Genomic DNA, 20,592 nt, shown 5'->3' on the forward strand with positions numbered 1-20,592 from the left:
ACATTAGAACTATTGAAAGCATGTTCATAGTAATGAACATGCTTTCTCCTGTATTTTATTTAAGAAGGAATCCTAATTAAATAAATTCTTTCAGATATCGAAAATCATTAAATAAAAAAGCCGACCAGGAGGCCGGCTTTCTAAATGGTTATTACAGGATATGGAAGGATCCGGCCAAACAGCCGGTTTAAGGGAAAATTTTTATTGACTACTGCTGTTACCATCATCTTCCACCTTTACCTGAACCTGTCTTTTTAACACCTTGAATTCAGTTCTGCGGTTAAGCTGACGTCCTTCTGGATTGTCTTTATGATTAGGCAGTGAGTTTGGTGCAATTGGTTTGGATTTACCGTAACCTTTAGCGATGAGCCTTTCCGAAGCAATACCCCTGCTGATCAGGTAATCCACGCAGGATTGAGCCCTGGCCTGGGACAGCTTGTCGTTGAATTTCACAGAGCCTACGCTATCGGTATGTGCGCTCATCTCGATCGTTAACTTCGGATTATCGTTCAGCATATCAACCACTGTATCCAATACTGCTCTAGATTCCGGACGGAGCGTTGCCTTTCCGAAATCGTAGTAGATATTATTAAGTACAATTGGTTTTTCTATTTCGTAATGCTTGAGACAAAGGGTGGGATTGTCCATAGAATCTATCCTCACCAATGAATCTGTATTAAAATAGAGTGTTTTGGTGAAGTAGTTGTCTTTTTCAGCAATCACTTTGTAAAAGCGTTGTGGATCCACTTCAAAGGTATACCTTCCGGTGGCGTCCAGTGTAACTTTGCGGATTGTTTTTCTTCTCACTGTATCCAGTAAGGTAACGGTAGCGCCTTCCAGCGGCAGATGGGTATCGCAGTCGATGATCAACCCACTTGCTATTTTGCGGATGCGGTTAATGCTGAATACTTCCAGGCAGCAGATAGATTCCCTGTCGGAACTGATGAAGCCTGCTGCAAAGGGATGTGTATTATCCAGTGCCGTATAATAGATATCATCTTTAGGAGAATTCAATGGTTTACCCATATTAACCGGGGCCGACCACGTACCGAAGTCGCCCTCGCTCTGGAAGAAATCGAGCCCACCCAAACCTACGCGACCATCGGTGCTGAATACGAGCAGGTTTTTCTCTGCGTCGTAGAATGGCGCCTGTTCCTCATCTTTGGTGTTGATGGCTGTACCCATATTGCGGGCGCCACCGGGCGTGCCGTTGGTCATGATGCAATACCACAAATCATTTTTGCCCATACCTCCGGGTCTGTTGGATGCAAACAGCAGGTATTTTCCATCGGCAGTGATATAGGGCTGCATAGAGTTATACCCTGTAACGTTTACATTGTCGCCTAATATTTTTGGTTCAGACCACACTCCATTCTGGCGACTGCTGAAATAGATAGCGGATTGTTTCACGCCATCTTTCATCGACCAGCGGGTGATATACAGAGAGTTACCATCCGGGGTAATCGCAGATACTCCCTGGTCGAATCCTTTAGTGGTAGGGATTTTCAGCTTCTGGCTGTTATCGAAGGTATTGCCGCTGCCGGTAGCAGTGTAAAGATCATTTACATATGGGGTTCCTTTTTTTGCTTGCTTTTTTGTGGTGGGCTGCTTAACAGTGGTAGGCAGCGGTGGATTTTCCGCACGGGAAGAGGTAAACATTAAAGTGCCCGGATCCAGGATCACCGGCGCATAGTTTGCTCCGCCTTCATTAACATTACCGGCAGTTTTTACGATCGTAAATCTTGGTTCCTTATTGGCTTCAGAGAGTGCGAATTCACAGCAGGCAATTTCGAGCGGGGTTCTTACAGACAGTTCATCGGCGGCGGTATAGCTTTGTTTGAATTTTTTAAATTCATCCAGTGCCTCCTGGTATTTTCCATTGTTCCTGAGGCAGATGGCGTACCAGTACCGGGCCTGGGGATATGCCGGATTATTAAAGCCTACCAGTTGCGCATACCAGGTTTCCGCATTACCATAGTCGTAGAAGAGCCGGTAAGATTCAGCCAGCCTGGCTACCACCTGTTGATAATCCTTCAGTTTACCACTGGGAGGAGCGCCGGCAACTGTATAGGGTAATACCTGCTCTGGCTTGATTTTGAAAGTGCCCAGTGCTTTATTGTAGTACTGTGCCGCGGAATAATAATCCCGTGAGCCGTAAAAAACGTCTGCAGTATGTTTAAAATCATAAACATACTGCGCTTGTAGGGAGCCAATTATTCCTGTAAAAACCACCAGCCAACAGAGTGTAATTTTTTTCATGAGGGTTCCATTTCTTTTTTCTGTATATGTTTTTGCCTCCATTCTGATCCGGTTTTTGATAAATTATAACCTGGGACAAATAAAGTATTCTTCGTTAAGCATTCTTCTTTTGCGGCTGATAAAAGAGAGTGATATTTCAAAGCTCTGGCTGCCATTTACCAGGCGGCGCATGTTGGAGGTATTGGCATCATAGCTTAATCCCAGTACAAAGCTTTTGAAATGGAAACCGGCAAAAGGAATTACGGCATCATTGAAGCGATAGTTACCTCCCACCAGGAAGTCGAATTCAGGATTTACCATCAGCTGGGCATACATACCCGCCACAATTTCTTCGGCATTTCCTTGTCTCATGTAAAGTCCGGTAGGAGTAAGGGTTACGGCATCATTCAGCCTGATTTTGGTACCACCGTGTACCAGGTATCTTACCGGCAGCTTTCTTTCGGTGCCATCGGAGGAAAACGGATCCTTTGGTTGTGTAAGATGCTGTGCTGCAAATCCGGCGAATGGATTTAATGTATGATTTGGATTACCATCAAAAAATACTACACCTGCTCCTGCGTCAAACTGGTTGGACGTGGTATTGCTTACATTCTCCCCGTTAAATATGCTGGGATCAAAACCGGTTACCGGCTGATACTGGCTGCCGGTCTGGAATTTAGCAGGATCCAGCCTTCTGTTGATCAACCCTGCGTTGATCCCGAACACCAGCTGGCTGGTTTTGGTACGGCCAAATTTCACACCGGTGTAAGAAACGCTGGCCATTGCATTGAAGAAATTATAGCCTGCATCACCTGCAGACATGTTCATTACATTAATACCTACGCCTATATTCTTATCCGTAGCGGCATCTGCAGAAATACCCACAGTGGAGAATGGTTTCCCGTAATTGGCCCACTGATTACGATAGTCGGCACTAATGCGGTAATCACCGTCTATCACGCCTGTAAGAGCAGGGTTAAGCCATAACGGGTACGCATAGTATTGCGAAAAGTGCGGATCAACCTGGGCAACAGAAGTGCGGGGCAATAAGCTGCTCCATAAAATCATTGCAACTATAAAAATCCTTTTCATAGGAACATTTTTAAGTATTTCTGGATAAACCGGGATGCTTTGCAGCACCCCGGTTTTATTTTTGATTTGATCTTGCTGATGAATCATCATTATCTCATGAGGGTTACGTTACCTTTCTTCGTGATCACCGTGCCATCCTGCATGGTAGCCTTCACTATCCATACATATACGCCTACCGGTTGTTTCTGTCCGCTCATGGTACCATCCCATCCCTGACGTTGATCTTTCGATGTGAATACCAATTGACCCCACTGGTTGTAGATCCTGAATTCAAGCTGTGCAATGGCGGTTCCATATACATACTCGATATCATTTATACCATCGCCGTTCGGGCTGAAGAGGTTTGGTATATAGATGTTATTGCCTTGCGGGTTCTTCGTTTTATCCGTTACTGCGGCAGACAATGCACTGTTCTGACAGGTGGATGCCCCGATGGCACGTACCTGGATCGTAGCGCTTTGATTTGGCTGCAGACCAGAGATAGTATGTGTGGTACCAGTTGCACCTGAGCTTGGCGCTATGAATGTGACGCCGTTGTCTACTGTTACTTCGTAACGTTGTGCTCCTGTAACCGGTGACCAGCGGAAGGTAATAGATGTAGCCGTAGTGTTGTCCACTGTTACAACTGGTGCAGGCAGTGGTTGTGCCAGGCTGATATCTACCCTTGTTCTGGCGGAGCTGGTGCAACCACCTGCTGTAAATGCTTCTACATAGTAAGTAGTATTGGCATTCAGCGCTGGTGTAACAAATGTTGCACCTGTGGTTATCGGCGTACCGTTAGTTGCTACGGAGTACCAGCGGAAATCAACATCCGGTGTGGTGGAAGTAGCCATCAGTATTGCTGTGCTGCCCGGGCATATCGGATCGTTTCCGGTTACACGTGGTCCGGCTGGTGGAAGTATTACTTCAACGCTCACCGCAGTACGTGTTGGACTTGTACAACCATTGCTGCTGGATGCTTCCAGGTAATACATCTGGTTAGCTGTTACCGCCGGTGTTGTATAAGAAGCACCTGTGGAGATAGCAGTACCACCTGTTGCGGTAGTATACCATTTGTAAGTGAGGGCGCCATTCGGACCCTGTACACCGAGCGTAGCTGTTTGACCAGTGCAAACCTTGATGACTGCATTGGTTACTATAGGAGCAGCCGGTGACGGATTCACGGTTACTTCTACCCTTGTTCTGCTTGCACTGATGCAACCGCCGCTGGTAGATGCTTCCAGGAAATATACAGTACTTACGCTTGGTGTGATAGTGAAATCTGCACCGGTAAATACGGCTGTTCCTCCGGTTGATGCGCTGAACCATTTGTAGATGATACCTGGTTGTCTGCCTTTCACAGAAAGTACCGCTGTGTGTCCGCTACATACTGTCAACGGATCTGCCAATGGCGCATCTATATCGTTTCTCACATTTGCTGTTACTGCTTTGCGACCGCTGCTGCAACCCTGACTGTTCAGTGCTTCCACATAGAATGTAGTGTTTGCTGCCAGTGGTTTCGTTGCGTATGAAGTACCGCTTGCGAGGAATACGCCGTTATTCTGCGCATCATACCAGCGATATGTCAATGAAGCGTCTGCACCCTTGATACTGAATGTTACGGTACCACCTATGCAGGTTGTGAGGTTATCAGCATTTACTTCCGGTATTGGCGGAGTTGGGTCAACGGTTACTGTCACCGCTGTTCTGCTGCTGGAGCAACTTCCCAGATTTGCCTGTACATAGAAAGTAGTATTCTGAGTAACCACCGGTACGCTGTACACTGCGTCAGAAGAGAGCAGGTTGCCGCCCGTTGCAGCGTCGTACCACTGATAGGTAACTCCAGGTTTGATTGTTTTCACCGATACGGTAACACCAGTGCCGGCACATGTTTTAAGTGCAGAGGCTACTACATCCGGAGCTGTTTGTGGTGCCACTACTGTTACAGTAGCTTTCACTCTTGCGGATGGACTACCGCATTGACCTGTAGTTCCTGTTGCTCCCACATAATAATCCATGCTGGCATTGAGCGGTCCTGTCTGGAATACCGGTCCTACACCTACAGAATCATTACCTGCGGCAGAAGTATACCATTTGTAGATTACTCCGTTGGTAGCTGAAGTTACACGGAGTGTACCGGAAGTTCCCATACAGATAGTGAGTGCATTGCTTTCCAGGATTGGTGTTGGTGCTTGTCCTACACCTATTGAAACTTTCGCTCTTACACTATTACTGCAATTACCATTGTTAGCTTCTGCATAGAAATCGGTACTTGTATTTAATGCGCCCGTAGTGTAGCTATTGCCTGTGGCAAGCAGCGTACCACCAGATGCAGCGTTGTACCAACGGTAGGTTACACCTGCTACTGGATTCTGAATAGAAAGTGTTACACTGCCTCCCTGACAAATGAACAGGGAAGTGGATGAAATTTCAGGTATTGCCGGTACGCTCTTCACGGTGATGGTGGCCTTCGTTCTGCTTGCGCTTGGGCAGCCTCCATTTACCAGTGCCTGTACGTAGTAGCTCACTGTAGAATCCAGTGCCGTGATATTAAACGTTGATCCTTCGTTTACTTTGTTGCCGCCTGTTGCTGCATCAAACCATTCGTAAGTAATGCCGGCTGCAGGACTTTGTATCTGCAATGTTACATTCTGACCTTTACAAACTTCCACACTGTTGCTTACCAGTACAGGAGCCGGTGGTACAGGTACCACGTTGATCTTCGCGGCAGCTCTTACAGAAGGTTTACCACAATTTGAAGTATCACCGGTAGCTTCCACATAATAGGTTGTATTAGCTGTCACATTATTCACGGTGAAGATTGGTCCTGTAAATACAGCCACTCCGCCGGTTAATGTAGTATACCATCTGTATGTGATATTATTCACAGAAGACGTTACTTTCAGTACCGCTGTTCCACCCTGACATGCTGTTACATTATTGTTTTCGAGTATCGGGGTTGGAGCAACACCTACGCCTATTGACACTTTCGTTCTGGCAGCACTGCTACATCCACCCAGAGAAGCTTCTGCATAGAAGTCTTTCGAAGCAGTGAGGCCCGTTACCTTGTACACCGGACCGGTGAACAGTAATGTACCGCCTGTTGCCGCACTATACCAGCGGTAGGTCAGCGTATTATCCACGTTCTGAATGCTCAGTGTTGCGGTATCGCCTACACAAATGCTGATCGCTGATGCGCTAATAATCGGAGCCGGTATATCACTCACTGTCACTTTCACTTCTTTGGCGCTGCCGGCTGCATTTGCGCATCTGTTGCTTCCTTCTACTGTTACATAGTAAGAAGTGGTTGCGCTCAGGGCACTGGTAGTATATGTTGCGCCTGAAGCAAGGAATGTTGTCAGGGCAGCATCTGCATACCATTTGAATATTGGGTTTGTTACGGTTGTTGAAGCAGCCGTGAGTTTAACCGTAGTATTTGCACAGATAGTTGTATCTGCCGCTACGATGTCTGTTGGAGTGGCGGTGTTATTCACCGTTACTTTTACTGCTTTCAAGTCACCTGCTTTATTTTCACACTTGCCGGCGTTGCTTACACTTACATAGTAGGTGTATGTTCCCGGCGTCAGTCCTGTGATAGTTAATACGCCCGCGCTGCTTACACCTTGCGTAATCGGACCCGTTCTGTCGGCATTAGCATACCATTTGAATACAGGATTCTGTACTGTAGTGGTAGTTGGTGTTAATACCGCTGTATCACCTGCACAAATTACTTTATCAGTGATTTGAATATCGGCAGCTGTTGAAGCACTGTCTACAGTGAGGGTAATCCTGGTGCGTCCGCTGTCGTTAGCGCAGCCACCCGCGTTCACCGCTTCCACATAGAAGTTATAGGTACCTGCCTGCAGACTGGCTGGGGTAGTATATTCATTACTGTTAGTTACCAGTGTTGCACCACCTGTTGCTGCGTCGTACCAGTTGTACCGAACCCCTGCTACTGCTTTTACCCTGAGGGTAGTTGGTGTATTCAGACAGGTAGATACATTATTGGCTTCCGCAACCGGAGCTGATGGAGATCCCTGAACAGTTACTGTGATTGCCGCTGATGCTGCACCCGGACAACCATTTCTGCTTGGTACTACTGTATAAGTATGTACTCCGGAATCGAGTGTGGTTGGTGTTACATAAGCAATGCTATCCAGTAAGTGGTTACCCTGGCTATTGTACCAGCTGTAAGTGATACCTGCTGCAGGATTTATTACGCTGAGGGTAGCTTGTTTACCCTTACAGATAGTAGCGTTGTTCACCTGTACTTTCGGCTGAGCAATGGCACGTTGTGCGTAATTGAAATCAACATCGAGTAAGGCTCCCAATATACCTGACCTGAGTTTCACTTCCACACCATCAAACTGTTTGGTTGGTACAAACCACAGAATAGCACTTCTGTTGCCGCTCAGCAGATCCAGGTGCAGAATTGGATTAGAAGTCAGCACTGAATCACCTGGTGTATTACCATTGTATGTAGTGAGTTGTATACTGCCGAGCACCGCTGCAGAAAGGATCTGACTTGGGTTGGACAGTTTCACTCTTACGGTATCACCCGGAGTAGATAATCCGTTGAAGGTTGCTTTCTGGAATACCGTTGCATTGATTGCTCCGAGGTTGATTACCAGGGAAGATCCGGTGCTTGTAAAGGCATCCACTGCAAGTTGCGGGTTGTAAACATTACCCAGCACCAGCAAACCAGATCCACCTATTGTTTGTCCGGTTGCGGCTTCGCATGGTACCTGACCTGACGGAGTTACAGTAATAGCATTCACTGCTACTCTTGCAGACTTACAGGTAGCTGCACCCGGCAGGGCTGCTTCCACCCAGTAGGTAACGGTTCCCAGGGCAGTAGATGCAGGACCTTCGAAGGATGCACCTTTAAATAAGGTGTCTGTTGCTGTTTGTGTTCTGAACCAGTAGAATTCTGCATTCGCTGCATCTGCTTTTGCAATGAACAGCGGACGCTGACCAATCACAACGGTATCATTTACAGGTGTTACTGTTGGCGGAGCCAATGAGGTACCTGTTTTAACGGTAACCGCCGTTCTGGTGGCAGATATTGTATTACAGCTGTCGTTGATAGCTTCTACATAATAGGTTGCCTGTGCGGTTACGTTGGTCACAGTAAATGTTAAGCCGCTGTCCGGAACCGGATTCAGTCTGGTTCCACCGGTAGCCACATTGTACCATGCGTAGCTATAGCCACTCACAGGGTTGTTGATAGCAAGTTCCGCATCAGATCCTGCGCACACTTCTACATTTGCAGAACGTACTACAGGAGGTGCAGGCGCTGCCACCACTTTCACATCCACTCTTGTGCGAACGCTGCTCGCGCAATTGTTCCTGAACGCTTCTACCAGGAAGGCGGTGTCTGTAGTCAGGATACCGGTGGTGAAGGATACACCATCTTTACCTGTGAGATAAACACCTTTACTGTTGTACCAGCGATAAGTAACGCCAGCCACAGGATTCTGTACATCCAGTTTAGCAGTGTTGCCGGCACATACCGTTACTTGTGCTGCCTGAACTTTCGGAGCCGCCAGTGCGCGTTGCGCGTAGTTGAAGTCTACTGTTGTTAATGCACCGAGTATACCTGATTTCAGTTTTACTTCCACTGCATCAAATGCTTTAGTCGGTACAAATTCAAGAATAGCTTGTCTCTTGCTGCTCAGTATAGTGAGTTTAATGAGCGGATTATTTACCAGGAGAGAGTCTCCAGGAGTGGTACCGTTGTAAGTTGTTAACTGTACGCCACCCAACAGTGCTGCAGAAAGCACCTGGCTTGGGTTCGACAACCATACCCTTACAGTATCTCCAGGAGCAGATACTCCGTTGAATTTAGTTCTTTGCCATACCTGTGCGTTCAATGCACCCAGGTTGATTACCAGGGAAGATCCGGTGCTCAGGCTACCGTCTACCGCCAGGGCAGGATTGTACACATTACCCAGTATGAGTAATCCGCTGCCGCCGATTGTTTGCGTAGAAGCGCCTTCACATGGGCCAGGATCCGGACCTGGTTCAGGGCCATATATTACTACAGCCGGTACCCTGATAGATTTGCAGGAAGCGCCACCTGTTAACCTGGCTTCTACCCAGTAGGTAACGGTTCCCTGTACATTGGATACAGGAGGCGTGTATACTGGTCCTGTAAACAGGCTATCATTACCTGCCTGACTTGCATACCATACAAACTGAACATTTGCGGTATTGGAAGTAGCTGTCAGTGCAGTTTGTCTGCCTACTACCGTTGAATCCGGGTTTGGTGTTACCACCGGCGCACTTAATGAAGCAGATAATACAATGCTGATGGCTTGTCTGCCTGATGCAGCACCACAACTGCTAACAGCTTCTACATAGAAGGTAGTATCCCTGTTAACTGCTGTTACATTAAATACAAAGCCACTGTCGGTATTCAGCTTCGTACCTCCGGTTGGTACATTGTACCAGTTGTAGGTCAGTTGATGATCCGGGTTAGTTACCTGCAGTGACGCATTTGAACCAGGGCAAATATTCACGGTAGCAGGAGCGCCTGGTACCGGAGGAGCAGGTGTAACAGTAACGGTTACAGGTATACGATCCGGGTTAGGACAGTTGTCTGGTCCGCCCAGTACCGCTACATAGTAGGTTACTTTACCTGCTACTTTCAGCGTATCAGTAGTATAAGTATTCTGTGTGCTTAATACAGTACTGCTGGTTGAATCAGCATACCAGCGTACAGATGTGCCAGCCGCAGGTGTTACAGAAAGCGTAGCCTTACTGTTGATACAAGCGGTGGCATTTGTAGTATTTACAGTTGCCTTAGGATAAATGATCCTTGCACCATAGATATCAATTGAATTCAGGAGGTTCAGTACACCGGTCATTCTTACTTCTACCCGGTCGTAAGCAGCAGGAGCTACTACAGTAGCCTGGAACTGCTGACCGTTGAGTAAACGCAGGGTAAGCAATCTTGACAGGGTGTCTGTTTTAACCAGTGTATTATTATTATAGAGACGGATCAGTGTACCTCCCAGGAGACTAACATCGGCCAGTCCTACTGAGTTACCCAGACGTATCTGAACACTATCTGCTGCAGATCCTGCATGCGGGAAGATCAGCTGTTGATATACAGAGCCTCCGAGCGCACCAACAGGCACAGACAGTGTAGTGAAATTGGTTTTGACACTGTCGATATCATTGGTAGGATTATTTACGCTACACAGGATACAACCCAGGGTAGTACCTGAAGTCTGACTGGTAGGAACGTTACAATCCGGAGAAGGAATCACACCTCCTGTTACTTTCACATTTACAGCTGCGCGGGCAGATTCACAGGCACCGGCAATTCTTACCGCTGCATAATAAGTGTAAGTACCCGGCGTATTAAATGGTCCTACCTGGATGGTGTCACCCATACCCTGAACAGTAGTGGCATCTCTATACCATACGATGGTAGCACCTGGTACCGGCTGCGCGCTTAAAACAGCTTTTACACCAGTAGTTACTACTACATCGCCGGTTACAACCGGAGCAGCAGGAGCTGGTACTACGCGTACTGTTGCTGCCTTCAACGTACCGGCTGCATTTTCACACTGACCGGTTCCGGATACACTTACATAATAAGTATAAGCACCGGCAGTCAAACCAGTAATGGTCAGGTTACCTGTGCTGTCCAGTGCATAGCTTACCGCACCTTCTACCAGTCCGTTGGTAATCGGAGATGTTTTGTTTGCATTCTTATACCACTTGAATACAGGAGCTGCAACACCCGGTGCAGTTGGTGTTAATACTGCTGGTCCGCTGGTGCAGGCGGTAGTAGTGTCTGCGATCGTGATATCACCAGACTGGCTGATCGGGTTAACCGTTACCCTAACAGGTACACGGTTTGGATTCGCACAACCATTTGCGCCAACTGCCTGAACATAGTAGGTAAATGTACCTGCTGTTTTCAGGGTGTCTGTAACATATGTATTTGAAGTGCTCTTTACAATAGTGGTGGTAGAATCAGTATACCAGCGTACAGTTGTTCCTGCGGCCGGTGTTACGGTTAATGTGGCAGGTTGACCAGCACATACCACCAGGTTTTGTGTAGTAACGGTAGGATCAGGAACAACGGCACGTACATCATAGATGTCCAGTGAATTCAGCAGGTTGGCAACACCTGTCAGTTTTATTTCCACACGATCATAAGCGCCGCCTGCCGGAACAGTGGCATAATAGCGGGTACCGCTTAATATTCTCAATGTAAGCAGCTGAGATAATGTTTTGGTGCTTACAACGGTTGTTCCGTTATAAACAGTTACCACTGCACCACCGAGTAAGCTTACATCTGCCAGTCCGCCCGGTGAAGCCAGCTCAAAACGGATGCTGTCTGATGCCGCGCGTACTGCAGGGAAGATGAGACGTTGATAAACAGAACCTCCCAATAAACCTACCGGTATATTGAGGCGGGTGAAATTAGTAGTAATAGAATCGATGTCGTTGTTTGGATCAACAACGCTACACAGCACGCAACCCAGCGTAGTTCCGGTTACCTGGCTGGTAGGCATATTACAGTTGGCAGGTATAACCGGTCCGGTTACTGTAATCACGATTGGCAAGCGGTTGGATAAACAACCACCTGCCAGGCTATCGCCTACATAATATGTATATACTCCCGGACTTGCGAACGGAGGCAAAGTAATGGAATTGCCGGTGGCTATCGGCGCCAGTGTGGTATCGCTATACCACAGCACGGTAGTGCCGGGAGCAGGAGTTGCTGTGATGGTTAACGGCAACCCGGTGCTGATGGAATAATTCTGTACTACTGTTGGCGGAGCCGGAGCGGTGGCTACCTTGATAGTCGCAGCTTTCAAACTTCCGGCGGCATTTTCACAACGGTTAGCACCGGATACACTTACATAATAAGTGTGATTGCCTGGTGTAAGACCGGTAACACTAAGCTGACCGCCCGCGGTGATGGTGAAGGTAGCGCCGCCTATAACAGCACCGTTTGTAATCGGATTAGTTTTATTGGCATTTGCATACCATTTGAATACAGGTGTAGTAACACCGGCCGCAGTTGGTGTCAACACTGCCGGTCCGCTACCACAGCTTGCTGTAGTATCTGCTATTGTAATATCTGCCGCAGTAGCTAATGGATTTACAGTGGCTGTAACCGGGATACGGTTTGGATTAGGGCAGGTGCCATCCATTACCTGTACATAGTAGGTGAAGGTACCGGCTGTTCTTAAGGTGTCTGTTGTAAAGGTAGGCTGATTACCCAGGGAAACGCCACCGGTTGAATCAGCATACCACTGAACAGTAGTACCTGCAGCCGGAGTAGCTGTGAATACTGCAGGTAGGCCAGCGCATACCGCTACATTTCTGGCGGTAATAACCGGATCCGGAACAACGGAACGAACACCATAAATATCCAGGGAATTTAGCAGGTTCGCTAAACCGGTTAATTTTATTTCTACGCGGTCATACACGCCACCGGCAGGTACTGTAGCATAGTAACGGTTACCGCTTAATAATCTTAGGGTGACTAACTGTGATAAATTCTGTGTGCTTACCACTGTGGCGCCATTGTACACAGTTACTACTGCACCGCCCAGTAAACTTACGTCTGCCAGTCCGCCTGGTGAAGCCAGGTCAAAACGAATGCTGTCAGTTGCTTCGCCTAAGCCGGGGAAGATGAGCTGTTGATAAACAGAACCTCCCAATAAACCTACCGGTATATTGAGGCGGGTGAAATTAGTACTAACAGTATCGATGTCGTTGGTTGGGTTTACAACACTACACAACACGCAGCCAAATGTAGTTCCGGTCACCTGGCTGGTAGGTACGTTACAGCTGGTAGTAGTAACAGGCCCCGTTACAGTGATGGTGATCAGCACGCGGCTTGAAACACAACCACCTGGCAGGCTGTCGCCCGCGAAATAGCTGTATACACCCGGAGTGGTAAACGGCGGCAACGTAATAGAGTTACCGCTACCAATGGATGCCTGTGTGGTATCGCGGTACCAAACGATCGTTGATCCCGGAGCAGGTGAAGCTACCAATGTTAATGGTAACCCGGTAGTTACGGTGTATGACTGAACCAGGGTAGGAGGTGCAGGTGGGGTAGTTACTTTTACAGTAGCAGGTTTCAGGCTGCCGGCTGCATTTTCGCAACGGTTGGCACCTGATACGCTTACGTAATAAGTATGGTTACCCAGTGAGAGGCCGGTAACGGAGAGGCTGCCGGCTGCATTTATAGTAAAGGTAGCACCGCCAATAACAGCGCCGTTTGTAATAAGCGTTGTTTTATTGGCATCTGTATACCATTTGAATACCGGAGTTGTTACGCCTGAAGCAGTTGGTGTGAGTGTGGCAGCACCGCTTCCGCAAACATTGGTAGTATCGGCAACAGTGATATCAGCTGCAGTACCCAAAGCATTTACAGTAACGGTAACCGGTATACGATTTGGATTCGCGCAGGTACCGTCCATTGCCTGTACATAATAAGTAAAGGTACCGGCTGTTCTCAATGTATCGGTAGTAAATGTCGGTTGACTACCCAGGGAAATGTTACTGGTTGAATCTGCATACCACTGAACAGTTGTACCCGCAGCAGGAGTAGCCGTGAATACAGCAGGCTGGCCAACGCATACAGTTACATTGCCGGCGGTAATAACAGGATCCGGTACAAGAGAACGTATACCATAAATATCAAGGGAATTGAGCAAATTGGCTACACCAGTAAGTTTCACTTCCACCCGGTCGTATACGCCGCCTGCGGCCACTGTAGCATAGTAGCGGGTACCGCTCAATAATCTTAAAGTGACCAACTGTGATAAGGTGTGTGTACTTACAACCGTTGCACCATTATAAATGGTAACCACGGCGCCTCCAAGTAGGCTTACATCTGCCAGTCCGCCCGGGGAAGCGAGATCAAGACGGATGCTGTCTGTTGCATCACCTGCAGCAGGGAAGATAAGTTGTTGATAAACTGATCCTCCCAATAAACCTACCGGTATATTGAGGCGGGTGAAATTAGTAGAAATAGTATCTATGTCAAACCCAGGGTTTGTAACACTACACAATATGCAACCCAAAGTGGTTCCGGTTACCTGGCTGGTGGGCACGTTACAACTGGTAGTAGTAACAGGGCCGGTTACAGTAATCACCACAGGAACACGGTAAGACGTACAGCCACCGGTAGTTTTTACACCTGCGTAATAAGTAAACACACCCGGATTGGTAAACGGTGGCAGGGTAATAGAATTCCCTACCGCAATAGGTGCCTGCGTGGTATCGCTGTACCATTCAATATTGGCACCGGACACCGGGGTGGCTGTTAATACCAATGGTATGCCGGTTGTTACCGCGTACGCCTGAGAAAGTACAGGTGGCGCAATTTGCGCAGCTACAGTTACCGGAGCTGCCTTCAGGGCGTTAGCTGCATTTTCACAATGATCGCTGTCTGATACGCTTACATAATAGGTGTATGATCCTGCAGCCAGACCGGTAATACTTAATTTTCCGGTTGTATCGATGTTATATTTAACGGCTCCTTCTATCAGGCCATTTGTAATAGGACCGGTCTTATCAGCATTTTTATACCAGCTGAATACCGGGTTATTATTAACGGTAGCAGAAGTAGGTGTAATTGTTACGGTGTCCGCCAGGCAGCCCTGCGTACTGGCAGGAACTGTGATATCTGCAGCGGTTGAGAAATTATTAACCTTTACTGTTACCAGTGTTTTGGCTGATTCAGTTGAACAGCCAACCCTGGTGGCAGAAACATAATAGCGGAAACTTCCGGCTACCCCTACAGGAGGACTGTAGCTGGTACTATTGGATGCTACAATGGTGGTTTGGGTAGAGTCGTACCATGTATAAGTTAATCCGACTTCCGGATTACTTACATTCAATGTAAGCGGCGCATTTAAGCAGGTGGTCCTCAATGGTCCACCAGCACCTGTTGACGGGCCTGCCGGGAAACGTTGTATTTCATGTACTCTCAGGGAGGCGAGGGCGCCTACCAGTCCCGATCCGATCTGCACCTGTACATGGTCGAAAGGAGCGGTAGGCAGGAAAGTTAATGCCTGCAAATTTCCTGCTCCTGAAAGAAGATTGAGATGTAATAAGTTACCGTCGGCCTGAATATTATCAACCACGTTAGGACCATTGTAAGTAATGATTCTAACGGAACTGAGCAGCTGTAAAGTAATCAATGAGGCAGGATCAGAAATCACTACGCGGATAGAATCACCGCTTTTAGAGAGACCAGGGAATACTGCAGTTACCTGGGCACTGCTGCCTAATGCACCTACAACGCTGCTCAGCGTTGCATAGTTGGCTGCAGTGACAATACCATCGCCTGCTGCTGCAGGATTGGTTACCACACCGAGTGAAGCTGCCTGCCCGGTAACACCGTATAGCACATCTATTGCTGCGCCACAGTTTATTGTACCTGAAGCAGGTGTATCATAATATGCTGAAAATACCTGTATGCTGCCGGCTACTCCTGCTAATCCGCCATCTACTGTTACCCGTACCCGGTCGTATGTTCCGGCGGGAGCAGGTAAAAATATTTCCGCCTGGTTACCGCTTGCCAGCAGGGTTAATACTGAATTATTGGCGAATACAGTACCTCCTACCGGGGTACTGCCGTTATATGCCTGAACATAAACACCTCCAAGCAGATTTAGATTCACCAGGGTGCCGAGTGTACCGGCAGTACCGATTTTAACCACCGCCGGCGTGTTATTGGTAACTGGCGCCGGAAAGATCAGATCCTGTGATGCCGTAGCGCCTAAGAGTGTAACCAATGTAGAGATGGTGGATGCTGTAGTAAGGGAACCATCCACTGCCTGCGCGCCATTTGTTACACCACAACCAATGCAAAGCCCTGTGGCTCTGCCTATTTGGGTATTGGCATACACCCTGGTGGTGTACGTTTGCGCCTGACTAACCTGAGCGCCTATACTAAATAGTAATAATAGTAACACGAGACTTTTCCATACTATTGACCCGGCCTTATGAAAGAAGTGGGCAACGCTGGTTCTCACAGCATCCTTCCCTGCGAAGCTAGGGAAACAGAAAAGGGCAGTAAAAGGGCTATTAGGAGTAGCTTTTGAATGCATAGCATCAAATATTTGAATAAAAATTGTTCAGTTTCATTGCAATACAACAAAACTCTAAAGGGAGGCAGGCAGGTTAGGAATGGCTTGGGGAAGGGATACTGGTTGATAAAAAAGTATACTTCCTTGCGGTTATTTGTTAAAAGAATGTTACAAAAACGCTACGAATGTATATTGAAGGGCTGGTTTATTGATATGTCTTTCTTGTTCATTTCCGGTTAACAGTTCAGTTTGTTCAATCATAATTTTCACTGTTCATTTTGTTCATTCAGAAAGAGGGATTAGGAGAAAAACAGGCCGGAAAATGCGTGGTAACCTCGTTAAAACGGGAATAGAGAAAAAAAATTAGCGTCGTCAGCAAAAAGTTATACTTCCCTCCATCCCTTTCAAAGTTTAAAAAAATAATATATTAATATTATTTATATAAAAATATTATATTGTACGTCATCATATTTATATATGATATCCAGATAACAACTAAGGAGGTAGGTATTTATTATTATCTATTTTTATATATATAATTCAGTTTAATATTTTCTGTTCATTTTGTTCATTCAGCAATTCGAAAATCTAAACGCAAATACGATACGTAATTAAACAAGTACCGACAATTCGAAAATCCATTTATTGTCCCCTATGATTGATCTATCCTATGACTTTATCATTACCCTGCAGAATGAAGTTCTACGCAGGTTTGGTGTTGAAGTCATGTTGCCAGGAGATTGCAAACATCTCTCTCAGTCCATATTGGATAACACCACGAAACTGGTAAGCGAAACTACGCTTAAAAGGGTGTTCGGATTCGCTGTAGCTCAACACAGCTTCTCCAGATACACCCTGAATACGCTTTCGCAATATTGCCAATATAAAGACTGGGAAGACTTTCAGCAACATCACTACCGGAAGCTGAACACCGCTTCCAGGACAACCAATGCGTCTACTTCAGCCGCAGCATTGGATAATAGTAAATGGTCTGATTTGAAAAACAAAGCAGATGCCGTTTCCCATTACACCATGCTTACCCTCAAGAACCGCTCTGGTATTGCCTTCCCGTACACCGTTCACAGGCCATTCTGTAACGCCCACATTGAAAAATTTCTGGAAAGCGACTACGCGGCCACCGCCTTAATAGCGCCCTCCGGATGGGGTAAATCACTGGCATTGGTGCATCTCGCGGAATACTGCTGGTTTGGTAAAGAAGCCCGCTATAAACAGGATGTTTGCTGGTTTATCCACGCTCACGCCGCCGGCAGCCTCCTGCTGAAAGGATTCTCCCTTTCATCCTGGCTGGATAACCAGATGAACCTCGGTAACGGCGAAAACTTCCGCGAATACTTTTCCAGCCACTTCGATAAAAAAGGCGGACGCCTTATATTAATAATAGACGGCTTCGACGAAATCGCTGTAGCTGGCGAAAAACTCCGTTTACTATATTCCAAACTGGAAGACTTCGTATATTCCAACGATTTATACCCCTGGGTAAAAGTGATCCTTTCTATCCGGAGCAGCACCTGGGCCGAAATATTCCAGCACTCCCAGCAATATCCCGCCTTCCGGCGCTATTGGTACCTGGGCGCTGAAATGGATGAAGAAACCAATATCAACATGCCCCGGCTTACGGAACAGGAAGTGAAGTCTATTCTTTATAACCACCAGTTTGATCCTGCCACTGTACGACTGTTCTCTGAAAATTTCCTGCAAAAACTGCGTTATCCTTATTACCTGCAACTCTTTTGTCAGCTTAACAGCGGTCCGGATCAAACCTTTGTAGATGAACACCTTAGCCTGTTTGAGATTGTATCGCGCTTTATCCAGAACCGCGTGTTCAACTCCCAGAGCAATTCTTTCAAAATAAAAATCATCGAAAAATTACTGACCCTGCTCGATCTCGGCAGAACAGGAATCTATGCGGATAAAAATTTACTGCTCACTCAAAACGCCGATCTGTTCCCTGCCTACAAAGAACTGCTCGCCGATAATATATTAGTGGAAGAAAACCTGAGCCAGGAAATTATGTTCAACGTGAAGGTGCGCTTTGCCCACACCATGCTGCTCGAATATTTTGTGGCCATGCACTACCTGAAAGAAAACGGCCAGGAAATAAATGAACCGCTGCTGATGGCAATACTCGAACACCTGCCACAGTCGCCATACCGTATAGGCGTATTCAGATGGCTGCTCCGCTATGCCATCAACCACGCGCAGATCGATGGCATCATCAAAATGTTGCATTTACCATTATCCAACATAGAAAAATCCCACCTGCTGGAATACCTGGTATTACATTACCAGCACGACGGCAACAATCAAGGAGAACTTAAATCCATCTTCCCGGCGGGCTTCTTCAAGAAAAACCCTATTGGCCCCTTTATCAGTGACGAATTTATTCATTTCAGGAAACGCAAAGTACTTACCGCTTTGCTGGGACTTGCTGAAGCCCGGGAAGATAAACTCAAAATCAGAAGCAAATTATTCACAATGGCCCTGCTGCAACTCGATGCAGAACAGTGCGAAATAGAACTCAACAACATAAAAAAAATCTACACAGCCGATGAATTTGAAGATGAACTTTGGGTAACACCTTATGAAATCCAGCTCTTCATCTATGAATTCCTCAAATTTGGTATTATAAACGAAGATATCCGGGAGAAGATCTATAACTATTTCCGCTACTGGACCGGCGGTGGCAAGAAGCCCATCAGTGAGCCCCAGGAAATCGTATTCCGGAATATGGGCATCGTTTTCACCCTGCTGGGAGATAACGAACACTTGCTGAGCTTTACTACCCGGATCTTTGAAACATATCCATCTTTACAACACCGTAAAACAGATTCACTCCGCCTCATGCTGCTCTGCTGGCAGGCACAAGCCTACCTCGGCCTTGGCCAAACAGCGTCTGCTGCGAGGATTTGCCGCCATACCGACCAGGTGATCAAGAAATATTCTGTCGATTATTTTGGTGGAAAATACCTGGAATCTGTGCAGAAACTGCTATACGCAGGCGTATATTTTAACGAACACGAATTCAATAAAGCCATCCGTACAGCAGAAACAGCCGTGGAAAACGCACAAAAACTGGATTTCAAAGTATTGGCGCTGATGAATTTCGGACTGCTGAACAAGATCTATCAGCAACTGCAAATGGATAAACAAAAAAATGATACGGTGCAGCAAATAGAACTCATCCGGAAAAGTACTTCCTTTAAACAGGCAGTTTCAAACTTTGCGAGGTGATTATGGCATAATTTTGCTTTATTGCGTAGCATAATGGCCATAGACGAAAGCAAATATACCGTAGTACAGAATATATTGTTCAACACATTGAGTCTGTTGACTTTACTATTGCTGGCACCCTATATCAACAGCTTTACGCCTCCACTCGTGGCAAATGGCTGGCACATCGATCTGCTATTGGCCGTGGTGGCTAGTTTCATAGTCGTTTATGTGCTCCGCTGGATCTTCAGGCCGCTGATCATTCCCATCTTTTTACTGGTATGCAGTGTAATGGTCATTAACAAACTTAGTGACCGCTATACCTTTTATAATGTGCTCAACGATTATAAAGGTATGGTGCAGGGAAACCTCAACACCAAAGGCAGCAAGCAGCTGGATATCCTCAGTCTTTACCCGAGAAGGGTAGAAAGCTACCGCGATAAAACCGTGCGCGGCATGCGGGAAAAGATCAACTTCCAGGACTCCGTGGTCCGCAACTTCTCCGTGAAGCACTCCCTCGATTATTACGATGAGTATTTCTATAAATACGGAAAAATAACCCGGTTCCTGTCCCTGTTCCGGTTTATCAACAGCCAGTTCAAATATGTGCTGGACTCCCGCCGTGACGAATACTTTGCCACCGCACAGGAAACCATACAAAATGGCCTGGGCGGCGACTGCGACGATCACTCTATCCTGATGACCTCCTGTCTGCAATCGATCGGGGCAAGGTGCCGTATTGTACTGGTAAAAGGCCATGCCTACCCGGAGCTTTATTGCGGCGACAAAGAGGAGTTTGAAATCATGAAACAGGCTATCATCACGCTTTTTCCGAAACCCGCCGTGAAAGAAATATATTATCACGAGCTGAAGGGCGAATACTGGATTAACCTGGACTACACGGCCCGCCGCCCTGGCGGACCTTATATGAATGATAAAGTTTATGCCCTGATTGAGCTTTGATCCTTAAATT

The 20,592-nt window shown here is 46.9% G+C and carries 5 protein-coding genes; 2 read left to right on the forward strand and 3 right to left on the reverse strand.

The window, feature by feature from the left end; all coding sequences use genetic code 11:
- Window positions 1-201: 201 nt before the first annotated feature.
- The 3 genes from V7S65_RS20780 to V7S65_RS20790 form a co-directional block, all read right to left on the reverse strand.
- Window positions 202-2,259 carry an OmpA family protein gene (locus tag V7S65_RS20780; RefSeq protein WP_336387755.1) on the reverse strand — a complete coding sequence of 686 codons (2,058 nt, stop codon included), beginning with the start codon at window positions 2,257-2,259 and terminating at the stop codon, window positions 202-204.
- Window positions 2,260-2,322: 63 nt separating this feature from the next.
- Window positions 2,323-3,330 carry a PorP/SprF family type IX secretion system membrane protein gene (locus V7S65_RS20785; RefSeq protein WP_079471798.1) on the reverse strand — a complete coding sequence of 336 codons (1,008 nt, stop codon included), beginning with the start codon at window positions 3,328-3,330 and terminating at the stop codon, window positions 2,323-2,325.
- A gap of 89 nt (window positions 3,331-3,419) precedes the next feature.
- The gene (locus V7S65_RS20790) at window positions 3,420-16,409 is read right to left on the reverse strand and encodes an Ig-like domain-containing protein (protein ID WP_336387754.1); all 12,990 of its coding nucleotides are present in this window, start codon (window positions 16,407-16,409) and stop codon (window positions 3,420-3,422) included.
- 633 nt (window positions 16,410-17,042) lie between these two features.
- Between V7S65_RS20790 and V7S65_RS20795 the strand changes: the two genes are divergently transcribed.
- Together V7S65_RS20795 and V7S65_RS20800 are read left to right on the forward strand one after the other, a co-directional pair.
- Window positions 17,043-19,640 (forward strand): hypothetical protein, encoded by a 2,598-nt coding sequence (locus tag V7S65_RS20795; RefSeq protein WP_133256125.1) that lies wholly within the window; start codon window positions 17,043-17,045, stop codon window positions 19,638-19,640.
- Between the two features lie 21 nt (window positions 19,641-19,661).
- Window positions 19,662-20,582, forward strand: coding sequence for a transglutaminase-like domain-containing protein (locus tag V7S65_RS20800; RefSeq protein ID WP_227024435.1), 921 nt, complete (start codon window positions 19,662-19,664; stop codon window positions 20,580-20,582).
- The last annotated feature ends 10 nt before the right edge of the window (window positions 20,583-20,592 follow it).

Source organism: Chitinophaga sp. CCNWYY40 (assembly GCF_037483205.1).
GTDB lineage: Bacteria > Bacteroidota > Bacteroidia > Chitinophagales > Chitinophagaceae > Chitinophaga > Chitinophaga ginsengisegetis.

Bases quoted from the DNA above. Each gene is read 5' to 3' on its own strand.
- V7S65_RS20780 (WP_336387755.1), bottom strand. From the start codon at position 2,259: ATGAAAAAAATTACACTCTGTTGGCTGGTGGTTTTTACAGGAATAATT.
- V7S65_RS20785 (WP_079471798.1), bottom strand. From the start codon at position 3,330: ATGAAAAGGATTTTTATAGTTGCAATGATTTTATGGAGCAGCTTATTG.
- V7S65_RS20790 (WP_336387754.1), bottom strand. From the start codon at position 16,409: ATGCATTCAAAAGCTACTCCTAATAGCCCTTTTACTGCCCTTTTCTGT.
- V7S65_RS20795 (WP_133256125.1), top strand. From the start codon at position 17,043: ATGATTGATCTATCCTATGACTTTATCATTACCCTGCAGAATGAAGTT.